This is a genomic window from Methanocrinis sp., assembly GCF_049974945.1.
In the GTDB taxonomy this organism is placed as follows: Archaea; Halobacteriota; Methanosarcinia; order Methanotrichales; family Methanotrichaceae; genus Methanocrinis.
In genome coordinates this window covers 1-19,051 of the sequence record NZ_JBNGCU010000030.1, presented here as the reverse complement: position 1 = coordinate 19,051, position 19,051 = coordinate 1, and the positions used below count along the sequence as shown (strand labels likewise).

Sequence of the window (19,051 nt, the reverse complement as noted above, 5' to 3'; positions counted from 1 at the left end):
GCAGCCTCTCTTTCGCCTTCTCGCGGGCGTACTCCAGCATGGGAAGGGAGACGTCCGTGGCGATCACCTTCGAGCACCGGCTCACGGCGGCGATGGGAAACTCGCCGGTACCGGTACCGATCTCGAGGATCGTCGAATCCGGCGCGAGGTCCAAAAGGCCGATGACTTCCTGAATTTCTTTTCTGACGTCCCTGATCTTCGCCATCCTCTGGTCGTAGGCCCGGATCTCGGAGACGTCCTCGTAGTCGGTCCCTATCTGCTTTCCCTCGTCGTACAGCCAGGCTTTCCTCACTCCTATCTTCCTCCTCCGTTCTGTCGCCCTTCCTATGGAGAACGAATCTCGAAGTTTAAGGATGATTCGGGCCAAAGATGACTTAAAAGAAGCATTGTTAGAATTTTAAAATTTTTGTCATTTTTAAAAATAAGGAAGGGCGTCCTAACTTCAGAACGCCCACCGCCGCTGCAAACCTTCCTCTCAGGCTTCAGGCGGATTTCCATAGGCCGGGAAGGTTAGGATGTTCCTTATGTTGGCCTGAGTCCTGCCGTCCTCCAGGATCTGGGGAACGGAGATCCCCTGAGCTCGTCCCTCGCCGAACTCCGGATTCGAGACTATGCAGAGGAACATGATCCCCTCCGCCCCCGGAATGATCGGCGAGCCGGACTGGTAATGGATGACGATCGGCTGATCGCCGGTGTCGATGTTGTAATCGCCAAAGACCAGCATAGATCCAGCCGGGACGACCTTACCATCTTCGCCACCCCAGGTTCCATAAAGGGTGGTCTCCTCGATTGTCATGACCATCCATCCACCATCTCGGACATCCCAGCCTTCGGCTGGAGCGGTCATCTCAGAGACCGCATAAGCTCTGTACTCCTGTCTGGGATCGAGCATGAAGCCGTTGAAGGTGGCAACGCCTTCAATATCGCAGAGCTCGGCCATCTGACACGCGCCCTGGGGGCTCATGGCCTCTACAGAGGTTGGATCCTCCACAACTTCCTCATCGAAGAAGTCCAATCCGAAGGTATCCAGGAAGTACTGCATGGCAGCGGTCCTGTCAGCCTCAATAGCAGCCTCGTCTCTTCCCATAACCTCCTTTTGGAAGTAGATGTAATCGGGCGGCGTGAATTCCGGGTCGTCGGGGTCGTAAACTCCGGCTCCCATGTAGACGAGGAACTTGTCGAAGCCGTCCGGCGTCGATACCGTACATCCTTCCGTCCCCTCATCCATATTCTCGGCCGCAAAGCTAATTGTGCTCAGGCTAAAAAGCAATACAGAAAGGAGACATATCCTATACGCCATCTTTATCGGTTCCATATATTATCACCTAAACCTTTTCCATTTATATCGGATATCCATCATAGATAAAGTTTCCGAGATAGGTATACATATTATTTTTTATATTTTATTTGGTATTTTCTCTAAGAGAAAAAGCTAAATAGAATTATAACAATGGATAAAAAAAGGAAAGTATAGGAGGTGTTAAATTGGCTGAAGAAGAGAAAGGTTTTAAGTGTCCGATGTGTGGCGAGACTTTTTCGACCAAAGAGGAGTTCGAAAAGCACAAAAAGGAGCACAAAAAGTAAATTGTTTTAATTTATTTTTTAGCCCCTCTCAAAAGCTCGCGTCGTATATCACACCATGCAGGCTTAAAATTTACCAAATATATTAAAATTAATTTTTGGAATGAACCTATATAGGTAAAATTATCAAAAATATCTTTTAAGATAAAATTTAAAAATAAGGTTCAATTAACAGGCAGAAGAAGACCATGATAATTAGATCTTATGCGGAAGAAGCAAAATTAGAGGGGTACGATCTCTTCGTCCTGGGGGGAGATATTGGGGGGACCCATACCAACCTGGCGGTGGCGGGGGTGAGGGACGAGCAGACGACCGTTCTCTTCTCCACCCATTTCGAGAGCCAAAAGCTCGGATCCCTCGTCCCGACGATTAAGGAGACCCTCGAATACGCCGATGAGAAATTCGGAATCGGAATAGAGGGGGGATGTGCTGGGGTGGCGGGAGCTGTAAGCGGCTGCAGAAGATCCAAGCCCACCAATCTCTCGTGGGAGGTGGATGCTTGGGAGATAGAGAGAGTGACGGGAATAAAAGATTTTTATATAATAAATGATTTCCAGATTATAGCCTATGGTATAGAGTCCCTCTCAGAAGAGGACCTCCTCTTGGCCAAGGCCGGATCGGGCGGATGGGGGGATACGAGGTCGATAATCGGCGCAGGAACTGGCCTGGGCAAGGCGATTTTGGCATTCGACGGCAAGAATTATGCACCCATATCCAGCGAGGGAGGCCACGGGGATCTCCCTATCCACGATAGGTTTGACCTTGAGCTCGCAGCAGAGATCAGAGCCGGCAGGGGTACCCCTGTCAGTTACGAGGAGGTGATCTCCGGAAGAGGCATCGAGAGGATATACCGTTATTTGAAGGACCGCTCCACCGAAGGCTCTTCAGATCCTCGGTACGCCTCCGAGATCGAGGGTGCCGAAGAGAAGGCCGCCCTGATCTCCAAATATAAGGAGAAAGACGAGACGAGCAGAGAGACCTTCAAAATATTTGCAAAATACTACGGACGGTGTGCGAAGAACTTCGTCCTCGACTCCATGAGCACGGGGGGCCTTTATATCGCCGGTGGGATCGCAGCCAAGAACAGGGAGATGTTCACAAGCCCGGAGTTTCAGACCGAGTTTTTGAAGGCCAACAGACAGAGAGAGATTCTTGAGAAGACACCGATTTATGTGATTTTAAATTACGACGTCAGCCTCTATGGGGCGTGCAACGCAGCGGCCAGAGGGATTCCGACCTGTCAGAAATAGTGGAATATCAACTAAAAATCGCAGTTAATTTGGTGAAGATCTCAACTCGAAGTAGGTGGGAGCAAATATGAAAATATTCATAGATTCTGCAAAGCTCTCTGATATCGAAGAGGCATACCGGTGCGGCGTCTGTGACGGCGTCACGACAAACCCCAGCCTGATAAAGGCGGCGGCATCGGAGGGTGGCTCCGACCTGGAGGAGTATATCAAAAAGATCCTGACCACAGCCGGGGACACCCCTGTGAGCCTGGAGGTGACAGAATATACCTTTGAGGGGATGGTTGCCCAAGGGAGGAAATTGTATAAAAAATTCAATCCTGTGGCCGAGAACGTCTACATCAAAATCCCGGTGAACCCATCCTTTGAGGGGGAGGGAGGAAGGGAGTTTGAAGGAATTAGGGCGATACGCGTGCTTGCCGGAGATGGTATTCCCATCAACTGCACCCTCATCTTCACCCCCGAGCAGGCCCTGATGGCCGCGAAGGCCGGGGCGAGGATCGTCAGCCCCTTCGCCGGTCGGATAGACGACCTGATCCGGAAAAGGGCTGAGATGAAGTTCGAGAAGGCCGATTACTTCCCGACGGAGGGGCTTGAGGGCTTCGATGATGACGGCGTTGTATCGGGTATCGATCTGGTGGCCCAGATCGTCGAGATCTTCGACTCCCACGGGATTGAGGCGAAGGTTTTGGCTGCAAGCCTCAGGGGATCGAGGCAGGTCCGAGATGCGGCCCTGGCTGGAGCCGATATAGCCACCATCCCCATGTACGTCATGAGAGATATGCTGGTCCATCCAAAGACTCGGGAGGGTATGAGGGGCTTTTTGGAGGACACCATACCCGAATATGCCGCATTGGGTGAGTGAAGAGATGAAGATCTCATTTGAATAGAGTCTGATAGAGGAGTTATAAAAATGAGAGAGATCGGATTCATCGGCCTTGGGCGGATGGGGGGAAACTTGGCCCTCCACGCCGTAGACGAGGGCTTCTCCGTCGTGGGAAAGGCCCGGAGTAGAAAGCCTGAGCTGGAGGATATGGGGGTCAGAGTGGTGGGTGACTATCCGTCCTTTGTGAAGGGTTTGCACTCGCCGAGGGTCATATACCTATCTCTTCCCGCCGGGCCCACCATCGACCAGGTACTGGAGGAGCTGGTCCCGCACCTGAAGGATGGAGACGTGGTGATGGACGGCGGAAACTCTCTTTACCTCGACTCCATACGCCGGGAGGAGACCCTCAGGAGGTCGGGAATCTACTTTTTGGACTGCGGCACCAGCGGTGGAACAGGGGGTGCCCGCCATGGAGCCTGTTTTATGGTGGGCGGGAGAAGAGAGGGTATCGCCGTCGCCGAGCCTGTATTGAGGTCCCTGGCCGTCGAAGAGGGGTACGTTCATACCGGCGTTCCCGGAAGCGGCCACTACGTGAAGATGATCCACAACGCCGTGGAGTACGGGATGATGCAGGCCATTGCCGAGGGCTTCGATCTTCTGGCCAACGGGAGCTTAAAAGGCCTGAACTTGAGAGATGTGGCCCACGTCTGGAACCACGGGAGCATAGTCGCCTCATTTCTGATGGCGATGGCGGAGAAGGCCCTGGAGAAGGACCCGGCGCTCGCGGCCCTTCAGCCCTTTGTCGACGACAGCGGTGAAGGGCGCTGGGCGGTGAAAGAGGCGATCGATCATTCGGTGCCTTTCATCGCCAACGCCTACGCCTTAAACTCTCGATTTGCGTCGCGGGACAAGGACTCCATGGCCCATCGGATGCTGGCCGCTCTGAGAAAGGAGTTCGGGGAGCACCCCGTAAAGAAGAAATGAGCTTCATGTTACTCCTCTTCGGGGCGACGGGGGACCTGGCCCGAAGAAAGCTGATTCCCGCCCTCTACAGCCTCTACATGAAGGGGACGATTAACGAGAATACCCCCATAGTGGGGCTTGCTCGAGCAGAGAGGAGCCGGGAGGATTTCTTGAGATCACTCGATCTAAAAAACATCCTTGTCCGGGATGAGGGGCTGGAAGGCTTTGAGGATCTGATCTGCTACTATTCGATGGATCTGAGGGAGGCACCTGATCCGGATCTTGCAGAATTTCTGAAGGAGGTGGACTCATCTCACCGATGCCGGGGAAACAAGATCTTTTATCTCTCCCTCTCCCCCAGGTACTTCGCCGGGGCGATTGATGCCATCGGCTCCGGGGGCCTTATGGAGGGGGAAGGCTGGAAGAGGCTAGTGGTGGAAAAGCCCTTCGGATACGATTTAAACTCCGCAAGGATCCTGAACGAAAAGATCTCCGCCGTCTTCGGAGAGGAGGATATCTACCGTGTAGATCACTATCTTGGAAAGGATCTTGTCCAGAGCATTCTGGCCTTCAGGTTCGCCAACGCTGTCTTTGAAGAGATCTGGAACCACCGTTTTGTGGACAACGTCCAGATAACCCTGGCGGAGACGGTTGGGGTAGGCAGCCGTGCCGGCTACTTTGACGGGGTGGGCACCGTCCGGGACATGATCCAAAACCACCTCCTCCAGGTTCTGGCCCTGGTGGCTATGGAACCCCCAAGGTCTCTTGAGCCTGACGATATAAGATTTGGTAAGATCGAGGTCCTCCGCTCCCTTCTGGAGGTCGGAGAGGAGGATATCGTCGTGGGCCAGTACGTGAGAGGTGAGGTGGAAGGCGAGAAGGTCGGAGCCTATTTGGAGGAGGCTGGAGTCCCTGAGGGCTCGAATACCGAAACTTATGCAGCCCTGGAGATACATCTGGATTCGGATAGGTTCCGGGGCGTTCCCTTCTATGTGAGGACGGGAAAGAGGCTAACAAGGAAGTGCTCCGAGGTCAGCCTGGTCCTGAAGGAGGTAGCCTGGAACCTTTACGGCGGAGTGGCGAGAAAGCCGCCCGAGAACGTGGTAACCCTGAGAATCGAGCCTCACGAGGGCATATCGATAAAGTTCAACACCAAGGTCCCAGGGCCGGGAAGCTCCCTGAAGCCTGTCACCCTCAACTTCTGCCACCGATGCGAGTTTGGACTGGAGAGCCCCCAGGCCTATGAGCTTCTCCTACAGGGGGTGATAACTGCGGATCAGACACTCTTTACCAGATGGGAGGGGGTCGAAGCAAGCTGGCGGTTAGTCGACGGGATAATGGGCAAGATCAGGTCCCGGGGAGAGGTTCTCCGGTATCCCGCCGGATCGATGGGTCCGGACGAGGCGGACCAGATGCTGGAAAAGTGTGGAAGAAGATGGATTTTGGCGGAGGAGATTTTAGATTGAAGGTCCACGACATATCCCTGGAGATTTACGAGGGGATGATAACCTATCCGGGAAACGCCGATTTCAGAAGGAGGGTGGTGGACAAAATCACCGGAGGCTCGTCGAACCTCTCTGAATACACTCTCGGGGCCCATACCGGCACCCACGTGGACGGCAGGCGCCACGTAGACCGGAGCGGAGGGGGGGTCGAGACGATACCCCTCGACCGATGCATCGGCGAATGCAGAGTGGTGGATTTGGGGTACCTGGACTTTGGAGAGGGCATAGGCGAGGAAGAACTCGCAGCAGAAAAGATAGAGAAAGGGGAGATAGTCTTATTCAAGACGAAAAACTCCACCACAGGTTACGGCGACTTCAGAGAGGATTTCATCTATCTGACCGATGAGGGGGCAGGGCTTTTGGTCAGAAAGAAGATGAAGGCGGTGGGGACCGACTATCTCAGCATCCAAAGATATCACTCAGGCCGCTGTGCTGCCCACTGCATCCTCCTGGAGGAGGGGATACCCATCTTTGAGGGGCTGGACCTCTCCAGGGTTGAGGCTGGAAGGTATCTTTTCATAGGCCTCCCCCTGAAGATCAGAGATGGGGACGGCTCTCCGGTGAGGGCCGTCCTGGTGGAGGGGCTATTATGAAGGATGTCATCCTCGGAGCCGTCATCGCCAACAGGCAGCAGGAGCTGGAGGGGATAGTCCACCGGCTGAAAGACCACCTGGATTGGATGCAGCTTGACGTGATGGACGGATACTTCGTTCCCAACACCTCCCTGGAGTTCGACTTCGAGCTTCCTGATACTGGCAACCGATACGAGGCCCAGCTGATGGTGAGAGATCCTGCCACCTGGATCGAGAGGAACGCCGATAAGTTCGACTCCCTCCTGGTCCACGCAGAATGCTGCCCTACTCCCGAGCCCGAAAGGATCCTGGATCTGGGGAGGGATCTCTGCAAGAGGGTGGGGGTTGCCCTCAGGCCCGAGACCCCCCTCGAAGTGATCATGCCCCTAATCCCCCGGGTGGACGAGGTCCTGATAATGACGGTGGAGCCGGGAGCCTACGGGGGAGCCTTCCTCTCCGAGCCCCTCCAGAAGGTCGCGGAGCTGAGGAGGATCAGAGAGAATCTGGATATCGAGGTAGACGGCGGGATCGACGTCGATACCATCAAGCTCGCAAAGGATGCGGGAGCCAACCTCTTCGTATCAGGCTCTTACCTTCTGAAGTCTGAGGATGTAGGAAGGTCGCTATCCCGTTTGAAGGATATGATAGGTTTAAAATTTTAGTTCCTAATAATATATGGGTGATATAATATGGCATCCGTTGATGAACTGGCCCAGATGGCCGACAAGCTCAGGATAGATTCGATGAGGTCAACCACTGCCGCGGGTTCTGGACATCCCACCTCCTGCATGTCGGCGGCGGAGATCATGAGCACCCTCTTCTTTCATGAGCTGGAGAAGGAGGATGAGTTCATACTCTCCAAGGGTCACGCCGCACCCATCCTATGGTCTGCCTATGCCGAGGCCGGCTTTGTGCCCCTGGAGGAGCTGGAGACCTTGAGAGAGATCACCAGCAGGTTGGAGGGGCACCCCACCCCCAGGATGCCCTTGATCCGGGTGGCCACGGGGAGCCTGGGGCAGGGTCTGGCGGCGGGGGCGGGGATGGCTCTGGCCAAGAGGCTGGCGGGAGATCCGGGCCGAGTTTACGTCCTCATGGGGGACGGGGAGGTGGCCGAGGGGTCGGTCTGGGAGACGGCCAACACCGCCGCCTACTACGGTCTCGGCGGCCTCTGCGCCATAATCGACGTGAACCGACTCGGCCAGTCGGGCCCCACCATGCACGGCCACGACACCGAGGCCTATGCCAGAAAGTTCGAGGCCTTCGGATGGGAGGCTGCCCAGGTAGATGGTCACCGGGTGGAGGAGCTGTTGGCCGCCTTCAGGGATGCCAGAAAGAGCAGAGGGCCCTTTGCCATAGTTGCCAGAACCTTCAAGGGCAGAGGGGTATCGTTCCTGGTGGACAAAGAGGGCTGGCACGGCAAGGCCCTAAATCGAGAGCAGCTCGGAAGAGCCCTGGCCGAGATCGGGGAAGTCGGGATAAGCCTTCCATCCAATGTGAGATACAGAAGGCCGCCTCCCTTCGAGTTTGTCGATTTCATCGGCGATGATTACGAGATGGGGGATCGGGTCTCCACCAGGAAGGCCTTCGGCAACGCCCTGGTCAAAATTGGAAAGGTCAACGGGAGGGTGGTGGTCGTCGATGCCGACGTCAGAAACTCTACTATGACGGAGGCGTTCTGCAAAGAGTTCCCTGATAGGTGCTTTCAGGCCTTCATAGCCGAGCAGAACATGGTGGGCATGGCCATAGGCTTTTCTGCCATGGGTTTTGTTCCCGTCATCTCCACATTTGCCACATTCCTCACCAGGGCCCACGACTTCATACGCATGGCCCAGTACTCCAGATCCAACATAAAGTTCGTCGGATCCCACGTGGGGGTCAGCATCGGACAGGACGGCCCATCTCAGATGGGCCTTGAAGACCTTCCCATGTTCCTGAGCATGCCTGACTCGATCGTCCTCTACCCCAGCGATGCCGTCTCCACTGAGGGGCTGATGAGGGAGATGATGAGGTTTGAGGGGATCGCTTATCTCAGGACCACCAGAGGCGAGACGCCAGTGGTATACGGCGGGGAGGAGGAGTTTCCCCTCGGCGGCTTCAAGGTTCTCAAGAGAAGCGACAACGATGATGCCCTAGTCATCTCGGCGGGGATCACCCTGAACGAGGCGCTGACAGCATATGAAATTCTGCGGGAGAAGGGGATTTCGATAAGGGTGATCGATCTCTACTCCATAAAGCCCTTCGACTCGGCGGGGCTCGTCAAAAACGCCCAGGAATGCAAAGAGAGGGCGATGGTAGTGGAGGACCATTACTGCTACGGGATCGCCTCCTACATATCTGAGGCTCTGGAGCACATAAGAAAGCTCTGCATAAGTGGCATTCCAAGATCTGGGAGTCCCCAGGAGCTGATGGAAGAGTACGGCATCGTAGCCTCCTCCATAGTCCAGCTGGCTGAGAGCATCATCAAAGACTAGATGCCAAAAAAGCCAAGAGAGTACGATTCACAGAAGAACATGATACCCTTCCGTCAAGAAGGCCTGACCTCCCTCGCCGAGGAGGATATCAGGGAGGTGGACCGGTCCATGATCGAGGACTTGGGGATCGAGCTGATGAAAGTATGAGCCCGAAGATTAATGTGGGGCCCATATTTGCTAGAAGACGAATTGGTAAGGCTGAGGTAGATATTGGAGCGATCTTTCATGAAGGCTGCGGCGGTTCGTCCCAAAGAGAAGGATAGCGCTCGGCTGATCGACGTCGACCTTCCCGACCCGGGCGACGATGAGGTCCTCGTCAAGGTCCATTCCGTGGGCCTCGACGGAACCGATAAGGAGATCTTTGACGGGGTCTATGGCACCCCGCCTTCGGGTGAAGAGATCTTGATCCCGGGCCACGAGTCCCTGGGCAGGGTGGAGGGGATCGGAAAGGATGTAAAATCCTTTCGTCCCGGGGAGATGGTGGTGGCCACCGTCAGAAGGCCGGACGGCTGCATCAACTGCCAGGCCGGCGAGTACGACATGTGCCTTCTGGGTGACTACCGGGAGAGAGGGATAAAAGGACTCCACGGCTTCCTCTCCGAGTATTACCTGGAAAAAGAGGATTTTTTGATAAAGGTTCCGGAGGATTTGGGTGAGCTTGCCGTTCTTCTGGAGCCGATGAGCGTGGCCGAAAAGGCGGTCAGGATGGCCTTCAGGGTCCAGGAGAGATTGACCTGGCGCCCGGAGGTGGCGATGGTCACGGGGACGGGTTCTCTGGGCCTTCTGACGGCGATGCTCCTCAGGCTGAGGGGTCTTGAGGTCCTATCGGTCGACAGGTCCGACGACGACTATAAGGCCAAAATCTTCTCCGAGCTCGGAGTCCTTCACTTCAACACCAAACGGACAGAACTCCACGATATCCCGAAGGTGGTGGGAAAGCAGATCGACCTGATCGTCGAAGAGACGGGCAGCTCTACGGTCGCCCTCCACTCCATAATGATCGTTGGAACTAACGGGGTGGTGGTTCTGGCCTCCATTACCGGGGGAGAGAAGCGAATGGAGATATGCAGCGACTGTTTCAATCAGGGACTGGTCCTGGGGAACAGGGCCGTGGTGGGGACGGTCAACGCTCACCGGCTGGATTTTGAGAGGGGTATCTCCGACCTATTGGCCATAGAAGAGAGGTGGCCGGGATCCCTCTCAAAGCTCATCACCGCCAGATACCCCCTGGAGGATTTCAAAGAGGCATTCTCTTCCATGAAAGATAATATAAAGGTGGTAATCGACTTCAACGGCCCATCGAGAGGATGAATACATATGACCCGACATATAGTCCTGGGAAACCAGTCTCTCCTGGTGAACATCGACAAATGGCTTCAGGTTAGAGACATATATTTTCCCCATGTCGGCCAGGAGAACCATCTCCTCGGCCATGCTCAGAAGGTGGGGGTTTACGTCGACGGCCGCCTCTCCTGGATAAACGACCAGGGGTGGGAGAGGAGGCTGGGGTATAAAGATGAAGTTCTCGTCACCGAGAACCGGGCGACCAATGGAGACCTCAGGGTGGAGCTGTCCCTGGAGGAGACCGTCTTATTTGAGGCGGATATATTCTTGAGGAAGATAACCATAAGGAACCTTGAAGATCGTGATAGAGAGTTTAGCATATTCTTTTACAATGACTTTCACCTCTACGGCGACGGCATAGGTGATACCGCGGTCTATCAGATGGACCACAATGTGGTGATCCATTACAAGAGGGCCAGGTATTTTTTAATCGGAGCCCTGAAGTCTGGAGATGGCGGTCGCATAAAAAGCGATCTTGACGACTACACCATAGGGCTTTCCGAAGGCGAAGGCTTTGAGGGGACCTTCCGGGACGCCGAAGATGGGTTACTATCGAAAAATCCCGTTACTCAGGGAACGGTGGACTCCACCGTGGGATTGACTCTAAAGATCCCAGCAATGGGGAATGAGGCCGTATATTATTACATGGCAGCAGGGAAAAATTTCAACGAAGTTTATAGACTTAGTAACATGATCCTGGAAGATGGCCCAGAGTCCCTGCTGGAAGATGCAGAGGCTCGCCAGAGAGCCTGGGTCGAGAGGGCAATCATAGACACGACCGGGCTGGACGAGGATATCATCCGCCTGTACAGGAGATCTCTATTGATGATCAAGACCCAGACCGACTCCTGCGGCGCTATCATAGCTGCAAACGACTCGGATAACAGCGCCTACAACAAGGACACCTACAGCTACATGTGGGCACGAGACGGCGCTTTAGTCTCCATGGCCATGATCAGGGCCGGATTTCCTGACCTCGCCAAACCCTTCTTCAGATTTTGTAAGGACGTCCTCTGGTGGATGGGGTGCCTTCTGCACAAGTACAACCCCGACGGGACCCTGGGCAGCAGCTGGCACCCTTGGGTCGACCACGGCTCTCCCTCCCTCCCCATCCAGGAGGATGAGACGGCTCTGGTGATATATGCTCTATGGGAGTACTTCCGGTCGACGAGGGATCTGGAGTTCGTCAGGGAGCTGTACGAGCCTCTGGTCAAGAAAGCGGCCGAGTTCATGAACGACTATCGCTATCCAAACGGCCTCCCCATGGAGAGCTACGACCTCTGGGAGGAGAGGCGGGGCGTCTTCACCTTCACCATCTCGGCGGTATACGCGGGCCTGAACGCCGCCGAAAGTCTCGCTCAGCTCTTTGGAGACAGCACCGTCTGCGAGCTGTGCAAGGACGGATACGGCGAGATAAAGGAGCTGATGTTGAGGGAGCTGTACGATCCGGAGAGGGACGCCATCGTTCGGGGGCTTAAGTACGAAGGTACAGACGTCGGCAAAAAGAAGCTCGATTCGGTGGTGGACAGCAGCGTCTACGCCCTCTTCGAATTCGGAGTTCTGCCGGCCGATGATCCTCTCGTGGTCAAAACGATGAGTGAGGTGGAAGATACCCTCTGGGTGGAGGGGAAGGGAGGCCTTGCCAGATATCAGGACGATCTGTACCGGAGACAATCGCCCGATAGCGTCGGAAATCCCTGGCCGATCTGCACCCTCTGGCTGGCCAAATGGTACATCGCCAAGGCTGAGGGGGAGGAGGACCTGGCGAGAGCCTCTGAGCTGATCAGATGGGCCGCAGATTGCTCTTTAGAGACGGGGGTCATGCCTGAGCAGGTCCATCCCCTTACGGGAGAGTCGGTATCTGTAGCCCCCTTGACCTGGAGCCATGCCGAATTTGTAGATGCTGTCGGCAGGTTTATAGAGAAAAGAATCAAGCTTGAAGCCGCAACATATCGATCTTGATTGGGAAATTGGACGAAAGGTTGAATACCGATGAAAGGCGAAAACGGATTTGGAGGGAGATATTATAGCCGAGGAGTTTAAGTGCAAATTTTGTGGCATGATCTTCGCCACCAAAGAGGAGATGGAAAAGCACGCCCAAGAGAACCATCCGGATGAGATGAAGAACGGCTGATGGGTTGGTATGAGCCGATCCCCCTTCAATTCTCCTGCAGCAATATTCGGTCAAGGCCGAGATAGCCTGGCAGAGTGGCTTCAGCATCCAATAGCTTGCTGAAATGATGGTCATGGACGATCTGTTGTCTAGCCTCCCCTACTGGATCGAGGCGGTAAGCCTCCTTTTGCAGGTCTTCGGTGTGGCAGTAATAATTGTGGGCATCGCTGCTGCGGTCTTTGGATACCTGAGAGGGAGGATGGAACGGTGGGGTTCATCAGACGGAATCAGCCCCCTCAGGATTAGCATTGGAAAGACTCTCCTCCTGGGCCTTGAGATACTGGTAGCCGCCGATATAATCAAGACGGTGACCGTGGAGCTCAACTTGGTCAATCTCACCAGCCTGGGGCTGCTGGTGGTCATCAGAACCATGTTGAGCTGGACTTTGGTGGTGGAGATAGAGGAGCGCTGGCCCTGGCAGAAGGAAAAAAGGGATTGAGCCCGGGGCTAGGATAAAGGTGCGCCCGGGGCTATATCCGTCCCGATATCCCAACTCTCGATATCCCGATTTGAGACCGAAGCCCTGGGCCAAAGTCCCGTCATTCTTCGGCGTGATGGTGGGGATGTTCCAGGTTTGCGAAGGCGTGGGCGATCACCTCGCTTATGGTGGGATGGATCACCTGGGACTCGATGAGGGGCATAAAGTCCTGGTATTCGGTGTTCATAAGGTAGACCACCTGCTGGACCAGCTCCGGGGCCTCAGAGCCCACTACGGATATTCCCAGAATCTTCATACTATCCTCTTCGACTACCGCCTTCACAAATCCGTCCTCTTCGGCCATGGCAACGCCTTTGGCCACATCGGTGTACTTGGCCCTGCCCACCAGGATTTTGTACCCCGACTCTCTGGCCTCAGATTCGGTCAACCCCACGGCGGCTACGGGCGGATAAGTGAAAACGGCGTGAGGGACGGCATGGAAATCGGCCACCTTCATATCATCCTCGCCGGTGGCCTCGAAGATATTATGAGATACCACCTCCGCCTCGTAGTTGGCGGTATGCCTGAACATGAACCTCCCCGTGGCATCTCCCAGTGCCCATATTCCCGGCTTTGTCGTTTCCAGGCGGTCATTTACCACGATCCACCCCCGTTTGTCCGTCTCGACCCCCGTCATCTTCGGCTTGAGGAGGTCTGCGTTGGACCTCCTTCCGACGGCCACCATAATCTCCTCTGCCTCGATCTTCTCTATCGAGCCGTCTGCCGTCTTCCGGGCAAAGACCACCTTCTTGCCACCTTCTCTTTCCACCTTGAATATCTCGTGGCCGGTGTATACCCCCATCCTCTTCGAGAGTGATCTCTCGACGATCTCGCGTATCTCCGGATCTTCATTGGGAAGGAGATTGGGATTTCTCCCAACGAGGGTTACCTCAGTCCCCATGGCGGAGAAGAAGTGGGCATACTCGCAGCCTATATAGCCCCCACCCATGATGACGAGGCTCTCAGGCAGCCTCTCGAGATCGAGGACCGAAACGTTATCCATAAACTCGGCATCCACAAGTCCCGGGATGGGGGGGATGAGGGGCCGGGCACCCGAGGCTATAACTATCTTCGGGGCCGTCAGAGTTCTGCCGCCAGATCTGAGGGTGTATTCTCCCACAAACTCGGCGGTATCCCGAAACCAGGTCAGACCCTCCTCCGACCTGATCGACTCCTCCATACCCGAAACAGATCGGCTTATCACCGAGCGCATCCGTTCCATAATCTTCTGGAAATCTATCCGGTCTATGTGGCCCTCGATCCCAACCTTTCTCCCTTCTTCCAGGTTTCGTATCACGTCCGCGGGATGGATAAGCATCTTCGAAGGGATACATCCGTTGTTCAGACAGGTCCCGCCCAGGGGACCGCGCTCCATCAGAGCAACTTTCATCCCTTTCTTGAGGGCGACGGAGGCGACGTGCAACCCTCCGCCGGAGCCGATTACAATCACATCAAATTCTTCCATAGAATCACATCCTTCGACACCATTGATGCAAATCGTTTGACTTGATGGTTTTGAGCATTAGGTGAACATATACCATCGTTTCAAACGTGAACGTGGGTTTCAAACGTGAACGTGGGATGGACCTAGATTCCGTGGATCGCGACAATGGGCGGCAAAATAAACCACCTCTATCGAAAATACGGCAGCTTCGGGTTCATATCTTTGAATCTGATCCATCGGCTAACACCTTGTTTGGGTTTTAACAAAAACTATTCTAGTTTTTAATGATTCAATGATATTTAAATTTTACCTATTAATCACCATGATTCTTGAATTATATAACCTTTGATGTTTTCCGCATCAAAACAGAATAATGAAGAATACATACATTTAATATCCTTCAAATAATCTTCTTTATAAAAGGATTACAAATAATTATATATAATATCACTACAAAAGAATTCTACAGCTAGAAATCCGGGAGGATCGATGATGTGTGAGATAATGGTAGATCCGAGAGTTGACGATATATCCATGCCGGAAAACCTTCGGGTGGGGCTGTTCGTTGCTGAACAGAGGAAAAGATGCGACAAAATCGGGTGCAACATGGAGTTTTATAGTTTTGGATTTGGCCAATCCCCCTTTCACGTCCCCCCACCTCTGGAGCGTTCTTTGGGAGGGAGCGCCCATATGGGCCACTATTCCGCCGCTGAAGGTATTGAGGAGCTCCGAAAGGCCATCTCTGGATTCAATAAGAGACACTTCGGCCTTGATGTGGATCCCTCCAGGATAGTGGTTGGCCACGGCACAAAGGGTTTGATGTACACCCTATTCTTCATACTGGGTGGTTCTGTAATAATACCCTCCCCCTCGTGGATCGGTTACGCCCCTCAGCTGAAACTCCACGGAAAGGAGTATCATATACTCCAAATGGAGGCCGAGAATGGTTACAAGATCGACCCTCAAAGCCTGGAAGATCTTCTCACGAAACTCCCTGAAGAGCAGCACCTACTGATACTGAACAACCCCCACAACCCCACGGGTGCCGTATACACCCGCGGGGAAATGGAAAAGATCGCTCAGGTCTGCAGAGATCGTCACACCTTAATCCTATCGGACGAGATTTACGCCCTGACCACCTACAGGTTCGAGAATTTCACAAGCATGGGACGGATTTATCCGGAGGGATCCTTCGTAACAAACGGGTTGTCCAAGGATAGATCTGCAGGAGGGTACCGCCTCGGAAGCTGCATTCTGCCCGAGTATTGTTCAGATAAGTTGAAAAACGATTTCACAAAGGTTGCAGCCACCGTTTATACCAACGTCTCCACCCCAACTCAGAATGCCGCCATCACCGTTTACGAGCCTAATGAGGAGATCGAGGAGTATTTCAGGATCACAAGAGAGATCCACAGGATCATGGGAACGGAGATATCTCAGTCCCTCAACGAAATCGACGGGATCCGTGCCACAAAGCCAGAGGGGGCCTTCTATCTGCTGGCGGACTTCAACCAGCTCTCAGAAGAGCTGAAGAAGAGAGGTGTTATGAGCTCAAACGAGCTGGCAAAATCCCTCATAGATCACCCCCACCACATTACCACCGTCACTGGGGATGCCATCATGGTGAAGCCCGACAACTTCTCCGCACGGATGGCCTTCGTCGATTACGACGGAAAGAGGGCCTTTGAAGCCTTCAGAGAAGATCCGCCCAAGTCTAGATCAGCGGAGTCCGTCTTCGCCAGGGAAGAGGGCACCCGAATGTTCACAGGAGTCGCAGAGCTTAAAAAGTACGTAGACAAGATCAAGAAGAGATGATCCGCCGGCGGGATCGACCGAGGGATAATTCTTTATTAGGTAAGTTTCTGAAGATAGGTGGAGGTTGGATATTATGGAGATGGACAGGGCAGAGATGGAGAAGAGAAAACAGATGGTTCTGGATATGTGCACCTGCAAGAGCTGCCCCAGCTTTGTGGAGTGCGGCGAAGAGGGCGGGTTCTGTTTTGTGACGATAGGCAAGAGTGGTTGCATATCCGAGGAAAAGGGATGCATATGTGGTGGGTGTCCCGTCTACGAGAAGATGGAGCTTTCGAAGATGTACTACTGTTTGAGGGGATCTGAAAAGGAGCAGACCTAATAATATTTTTTTTGGAAGGCTGTTTTTATGACCAGATATCGTTGTGACGTCTGCCAGGTTTTTGAATACGACTCCGAGAGAGGAAGCTCTGCAACGGACGTAGATCCCGGAACCGATCCAATAGATTTTCCCAAAGGGTGGCAATGTCCCATCTGCAGATCTGACAAGAACCATCTAAAGCCGATAAAAGAAGACGAAATAGTAAGCAAAGAACAGACGATCGAATGCCCAGTATGCGGGGAGAAGCATAAGATTACCTTCTCCCACATCATAAAAGGCGACCTTGAAAGCTACCTCGGAGAATGGAAGAGGGAGTCGGACGAGCTTGAGCGGCAGATGGCAGATATCCACAAGATCTCAGCCACCGCCGAGTCGATAATCGAGCCCATGAGGACCACAAGGTATGTCCTGTCCTGGGATAAGATCCTCATTAAAGGGGCCCAGCTCGCCAAGATCCCCCTGAATGAGGATGTTCCCGTAAATACGAGGACTGTGATAGGTCCCGGGGCCGAGCATCCCATGATCATAGAGGCCCCCATCTACGTCACTCACATGTCCTTCGGAGCGTTGTCTAGGGACGTCAAGATAGCCCTTGCCAAAGGCAGCGCGGCGGTTGGGACTGCCATCTGCTCTGGAGAGGGTGGCATCCTGAGAGAAGAGATGGAAAACGCCCACAGGTACATCTTCGAGTATGTTCCCAACAGGTACAGCCTATCTGACGAGAATCTCAGGAGATCGGACGCCATCGAGATAAAGATAGGCCAGTCAGCCAAACCCGGCATGGGTGGCCATCTACCCGCCGAGAAGGTCACCGAAGAGATAGCTGATATGAGGGGGTTTCCGAAAGGAAAGGATATCGTCAGCCCGGCGAGCTTTGACGATATTAGAAACAGAGACGATCTATTGGAGAAGGTTTCGTGGCTGAGGGAGAGGTCTGGCGGCAAACCGATCGGTATAAAGTTCGCCGCAGGAAACGTCGAGAAGGATCTGGAGGTGGCGGTTTACGCCCAGCCCGACTTCATAACCATAGATGGTAGGCCTGGGGCGACGGCTGCATCCCCCAAGTTCGTCAAAGATGCCACCTCCATTCCCACCATCTTTGCCCTCTACAGAGCTAGAAAGTTCCTGGACAAAAAGGGCGCAAAGGAAATATCTCTGATCATCACCGGGGGGCTGAGGATATCCTCCGACTTCGCAAAGGCCCTGGCGATGGGGGCCGACGCGGTGGCTATCGGAACAGCGGCTTTGATGGCCACGGCCTGTCAACAGTATCGACTCTGTGACACTGGCAAATGCCCCGTGGGGGTCACAACCCAGGATGAGGAGCTGAGAGCCCGTTTGAGGGTCGAGATATCTGCAAAAAAGCTAGAAAACTTTTTGGCGGTATCCATCGAGGAGCTGAAGGCCTTTGCCAGGCTAACGGGAAACGACGATCTTTGCCACCTATCCTTGGAGGATCTCTGCACCACAAGCTCGGAGATCTCGAATCACACCGAGATCGAGCATGTATGACCTCCAGATAGATGAATTAGGAGGTCTGAATTTCATAGGGTGCCACATATCGGAGGAAGAGACCGATGATACAGGCTATCATCTTTGATCTGGACGGCGTCTTGGTCCAGACGGAGAAGTTGAAGGCCCTGGCATACTCCAAGGCGGTTCAAGTCATACGAGGACTGCTGGAGCCGGATTACAGGGCCGGCGAGGCGTATCGGGAGGTTGTGGGCGCTTCCAGGGAGACGACCTCCAGGTATGTTATGAACAAACTGGGGCTCGTGGAGGATCTTCGGCCGATCATGGCCAGGTACGGCGTCTCCAATCCCGAAGACGCTCTGACGGCGGTTAGGTACGAGATCTACTATGATATCATCGGCGACCCCCAGGTCATCAGGGACAACCAGTGGCCTCATGCCATGGCCGTTTTGCGGACGGCCAGAGAGTTCTCGTGCAAGACCGCCCTAACGACCCTCTCCAAGCGAAAGGACGTCCAGCATGTGATAGGGGCCCTGGGGATCGAGGATTATCTGGATGCCGTCCTGACGGCGGAGGATGTGACCCTGGGAAAGCCGGACCCTCAGATATACCTCCTCGCCGCCGATAGGCTCGGTCGTCTGCCTCCGGAAGAATGCCTCGTTCTTGAGGACTCGGTAAACGGTGTCAAAGCCGGCCTTGCGGCAGGCATGAACGTGGTGGCCATCGCCACACCCTTCACCAAAGAGAGCCTCCACTCCAGCGGCGTCATCGAGGATAGATGGATCGCAGAACCTGAGACTGTCCCTGAGATCGTCCGGCTCAGGATCGAAGAGCACAACA

General features: G+C 54.1%; 20 protein-coding genes. 17 read left to right on the top strand and 3 right to left on the bottom strand.

Translation table 11 applies throughout. The features are described 5' to 3' along the window. Positions 1-292, bottom strand: a 292-nt coding sequence (locus tag ACP5EL_RS04655) for a class I SAM-dependent methyltransferase (RefSeq protein WP_428401312.1), incomplete at its 3' end; no start/stop codon positions are given. A gap of 183 nt (positions 293-475) precedes the next feature. Further along, positions 476-1,228, bottom strand: coding sequence for a hypothetical protein (locus tag ACP5EL_RS04650; protein WP_428401311.1), 753 nt, complete (start codon positions 1,226-1,228; stop codon positions 476-478). 257 nt (positions 1,229-1,485) lie between these two features. Here ACP5EL_RS04650 and ACP5EL_RS04645 point away from each other — a divergent pair, with 257 nt between their 5' ends. From ACP5EL_RS04645 to ACP5EL_RS04585, 13 genes are all read left to right on the top strand, one after another. Then, entirely contained in the window at positions 1,486-1,584 is a 99-nt protein-coding gene (locus ACP5EL_RS04645) for a C2H2-type zinc finger protein (protein ID WP_316968815.1), read from the top strand. 185 nt (positions 1,585-1,769) lie between these two features. Further along, entirely contained in the window at positions 1,770-2,831 is a 1,062-nt protein-coding gene (locus ACP5EL_RS04640; RefSeq protein WP_428401310.1) for a glucokinase, read from the top strand. A gap of 67 nt (positions 2,832-2,898) precedes the next feature. Then, entirely contained in the window at positions 2,899-3,693 is a 795-nt protein-coding gene (locus ACP5EL_RS04635) for a transaldolase family protein (protein ID WP_428401309.1), read from the top strand. Between the two features lie 48 nt (positions 3,694-3,741). After that, entirely contained in the window at positions 3,742-4,638 is an 897-nt protein-coding gene (gene gnd / locus ACP5EL_RS04630; protein ID WP_428401307.1) for a phosphogluconate dehydrogenase (NAD(+)-dependent, decarboxylating), read from the top strand. Next, on the top strand, positions 4,635-6,083 hold the full coding sequence (zwf, locus tag ACP5EL_RS04625; RefSeq protein WP_428401306.1) for a glucose-6-phosphate dehydrogenase: 1,449 nt from the start codon (positions 4,635-4,637) through the stop codon (positions 6,081-6,083). Before gnd ends, zwf begins: the two co-directional genes overlap by 4 nt. Next, on the top strand, positions 6,080-6,715 hold the full coding sequence (locus ACP5EL_RS04620) for a cyclase family protein (protein WP_428401305.1): 636 nt from the start codon (positions 6,080-6,082) through the stop codon (positions 6,713-6,715). The genes zwf and ACP5EL_RS04620 overlap by 4 nt, the downstream gene beginning before the upstream one ends. After that, positions 6,712-7,356, top strand: a complete 645-nt coding sequence (locus ACP5EL_RS04615) for a ribulose-phosphate 3-epimerase (protein WP_428401304.1) — start codon at positions 6,712-6,714, stop codon at positions 7,354-7,356. The genes ACP5EL_RS04620 and ACP5EL_RS04615 overlap by 4 nt, the downstream gene beginning before the upstream one ends. A gap of 27 nt (positions 7,357-7,383) precedes the next feature. Beyond that, positions 7,384-9,165: a transketolase gene (locus ACP5EL_RS04610; protein ID WP_428401303.1), complete on the top strand. Its 1,782-nt coding sequence runs from the start codon at positions 7,384-7,386 to the stop codon at positions 9,163-9,165. Beyond that, on the top strand, positions 9,166-9,312 hold the full coding sequence (locus ACP5EL_RS04605; RefSeq protein WP_428401302.1) for a hypothetical protein: 147 nt from the start codon (positions 9,166-9,168) through the stop codon (positions 9,310-9,312). Between the two features lie 63 nt (positions 9,313-9,375). Continuing rightward, positions 9,376-10,476, top strand: a complete 1,101-nt coding sequence (locus tag ACP5EL_RS04600) for a glucose 1-dehydrogenase (RefSeq protein WP_428401301.1) — start codon at positions 9,376-9,378, stop codon at positions 10,474-10,476. 6 nt (positions 10,477-10,482) lie between these two features. Further along, the gene (locus ACP5EL_RS04595) at positions 10,483-12,471 is read left to right on the top strand and encodes a glycoside hydrolase family 15 protein (protein WP_428401300.1); all 1,989 of its coding nucleotides are present in this window, start codon (positions 10,483-10,485) and stop codon (positions 12,469-12,471) included. A gap of 49 nt (positions 12,472-12,520) precedes the next feature. Further along, a complete protein-coding gene (locus tag ACP5EL_RS04590; protein ID WP_428401299.1) occupies positions 12,521-12,643 on the top strand; it encodes a hypothetical protein in 123 nt (40 codons plus the stop codon). Between the two features lie 112 nt (positions 12,644-12,755). After that, positions 12,756-13,121 carry a DUF1622 domain-containing protein gene (locus tag ACP5EL_RS04585; RefSeq protein ID WP_428401298.1) on the top strand — a complete coding sequence of 122 codons (366 nt, stop codon included), beginning with the start codon at positions 12,756-12,758 and terminating at the stop codon, positions 13,119-13,121. A gap of 100 nt (positions 13,122-13,221) precedes the next feature. Here ACP5EL_RS04585 and ACP5EL_RS04580 read toward each other — a convergent pair whose 3' ends face one another. Next, positions 13,222-14,625: a dihydrolipoyl dehydrogenase gene (locus ACP5EL_RS04580; protein WP_428401297.1), complete on the bottom strand. Its 1,404-nt coding sequence runs from the start codon at positions 14,623-14,625 to the stop codon at positions 13,222-13,224. 468 nt (positions 14,626-15,093) lie between these two features. Here ACP5EL_RS04580 and ACP5EL_RS04575 point away from each other — a divergent pair, with 468 nt between their 5' ends. The 4 genes from ACP5EL_RS04575 to ACP5EL_RS04560 form a co-directional block, all read left to right on the top strand. Then, on the top strand, positions 15,094-16,419 hold the full coding sequence (locus ACP5EL_RS04575) for a pyridoxal phosphate-dependent aminotransferase (protein ID WP_428401295.1): 1,326 nt from the start codon (positions 15,094-15,096) through the stop codon (positions 16,417-16,419). A 73-nt stretch (positions 16,420-16,492) separates the two neighbouring features. Continuing rightward, positions 16,493-16,738 (top strand): DUF2769 domain-containing protein, encoded by a 246-nt coding sequence (locus tag ACP5EL_RS04570; RefSeq protein ID WP_428401294.1) that lies wholly within the window; start codon positions 16,493-16,495, stop codon positions 16,736-16,738. Positions 16,739-16,765: 27 nt separating this feature from the next. Beyond that, positions 16,766-18,250, top strand: a complete 1,485-nt coding sequence (locus ACP5EL_RS04565; RefSeq protein WP_428401293.1) for a glutamate synthase-related protein — start codon at positions 16,766-16,768, stop codon at positions 18,248-18,250. 65 nt (positions 18,251-18,315) lie between these two features. After that, a partial coding sequence (locus ACP5EL_RS04560) for an HAD family hydrolase (protein ID WP_428401292.1) occupies positions 18,316-19,051 on the top strand: 736 nt, incomplete at its 3' end.

Bases quoted from the DNA above. Each gene is read 5' to 3' on its own strand.
- ACP5EL_RS04565 (WP_428401293.1), top strand. From the start codon at position 16,766: ATGACCAGATATCGTTGTGACGTCTGCCAGGTTTTTGAATACGACTCC.
- ACP5EL_RS04610 (WP_428401303.1), top strand. From the start codon at position 7,384: ATGGCATCCGTTGATGAACTGGCCCAGATGGCCGACAAGCTCAGGATA.
- ACP5EL_RS04580 (WP_428401297.1), bottom strand. From the start codon at position 14,625: ATGGAAGAATTTGATGTGATTGTAATCGGCTCCGGCGGAGGGTTGCAC.
- ACP5EL_RS04640 (WP_428401310.1), top strand. From the start codon at position 1,770: ATGATAATTAGATCTTATGCGGAAGAAGCAAAATTAGAGGGGTACGAT.
- ACP5EL_RS04575 (WP_428401295.1), top strand. From the start codon at position 15,094: ATGATGTGTGAGATAATGGTAGATCCGAGAGTTGACGATATATCCATG.
- ACP5EL_RS04615 (WP_428401304.1), top strand. From the start codon at position 6,712: ATGAAGGATGTCATCCTCGGAGCCGTCATCGCCAACAGGCAGCAGGAG.
- ACP5EL_RS04595 (WP_428401300.1), top strand. From the start codon at position 10,483: ATGACCCGACATATAGTCCTGGGAAACCAGTCTCTCCTGGTGAACATC.
- ACP5EL_RS04605 (WP_428401302.1), top strand. From the start codon at position 9,166: ATGCCAAAAAAGCCAAGAGAGTACGATTCACAGAAGAACATGATACCC.
- ACP5EL_RS04570 (WP_428401294.1), top strand. From the start codon at position 16,493: ATGGAGATGGACAGGGCAGAGATGGAGAAGAGAAAACAGATGGTTCTG.
- zwf (WP_428401306.1), top strand. From the start codon at position 4,635: ATGAGCTTCATGTTACTCCTCTTCGGGGCGACGGGGGACCTGGCCCGA.
- ACP5EL_RS04650 (WP_428401311.1), bottom strand. From the start codon at position 1,228: ATGGATGAGGGGACGGAAGGATGTACGGTATCGACGCCGGACGGCTTC.
- ACP5EL_RS04585 (WP_428401298.1), top strand. From the start codon at position 12,756: ATGGACGATCTGTTGTCTAGCCTCCCCTACTGGATCGAGGCGGTAAGC.
- ACP5EL_RS04635 (WP_428401309.1), top strand. From the start codon at position 2,899: ATGAAAATATTCATAGATTCTGCAAAGCTCTCTGATATCGAAGAGGCA.
- gnd (WP_428401307.1), top strand. From the start codon at position 3,742: ATGAGAGAGATCGGATTCATCGGCCTTGGGCGGATGGGGGGAAACTTG.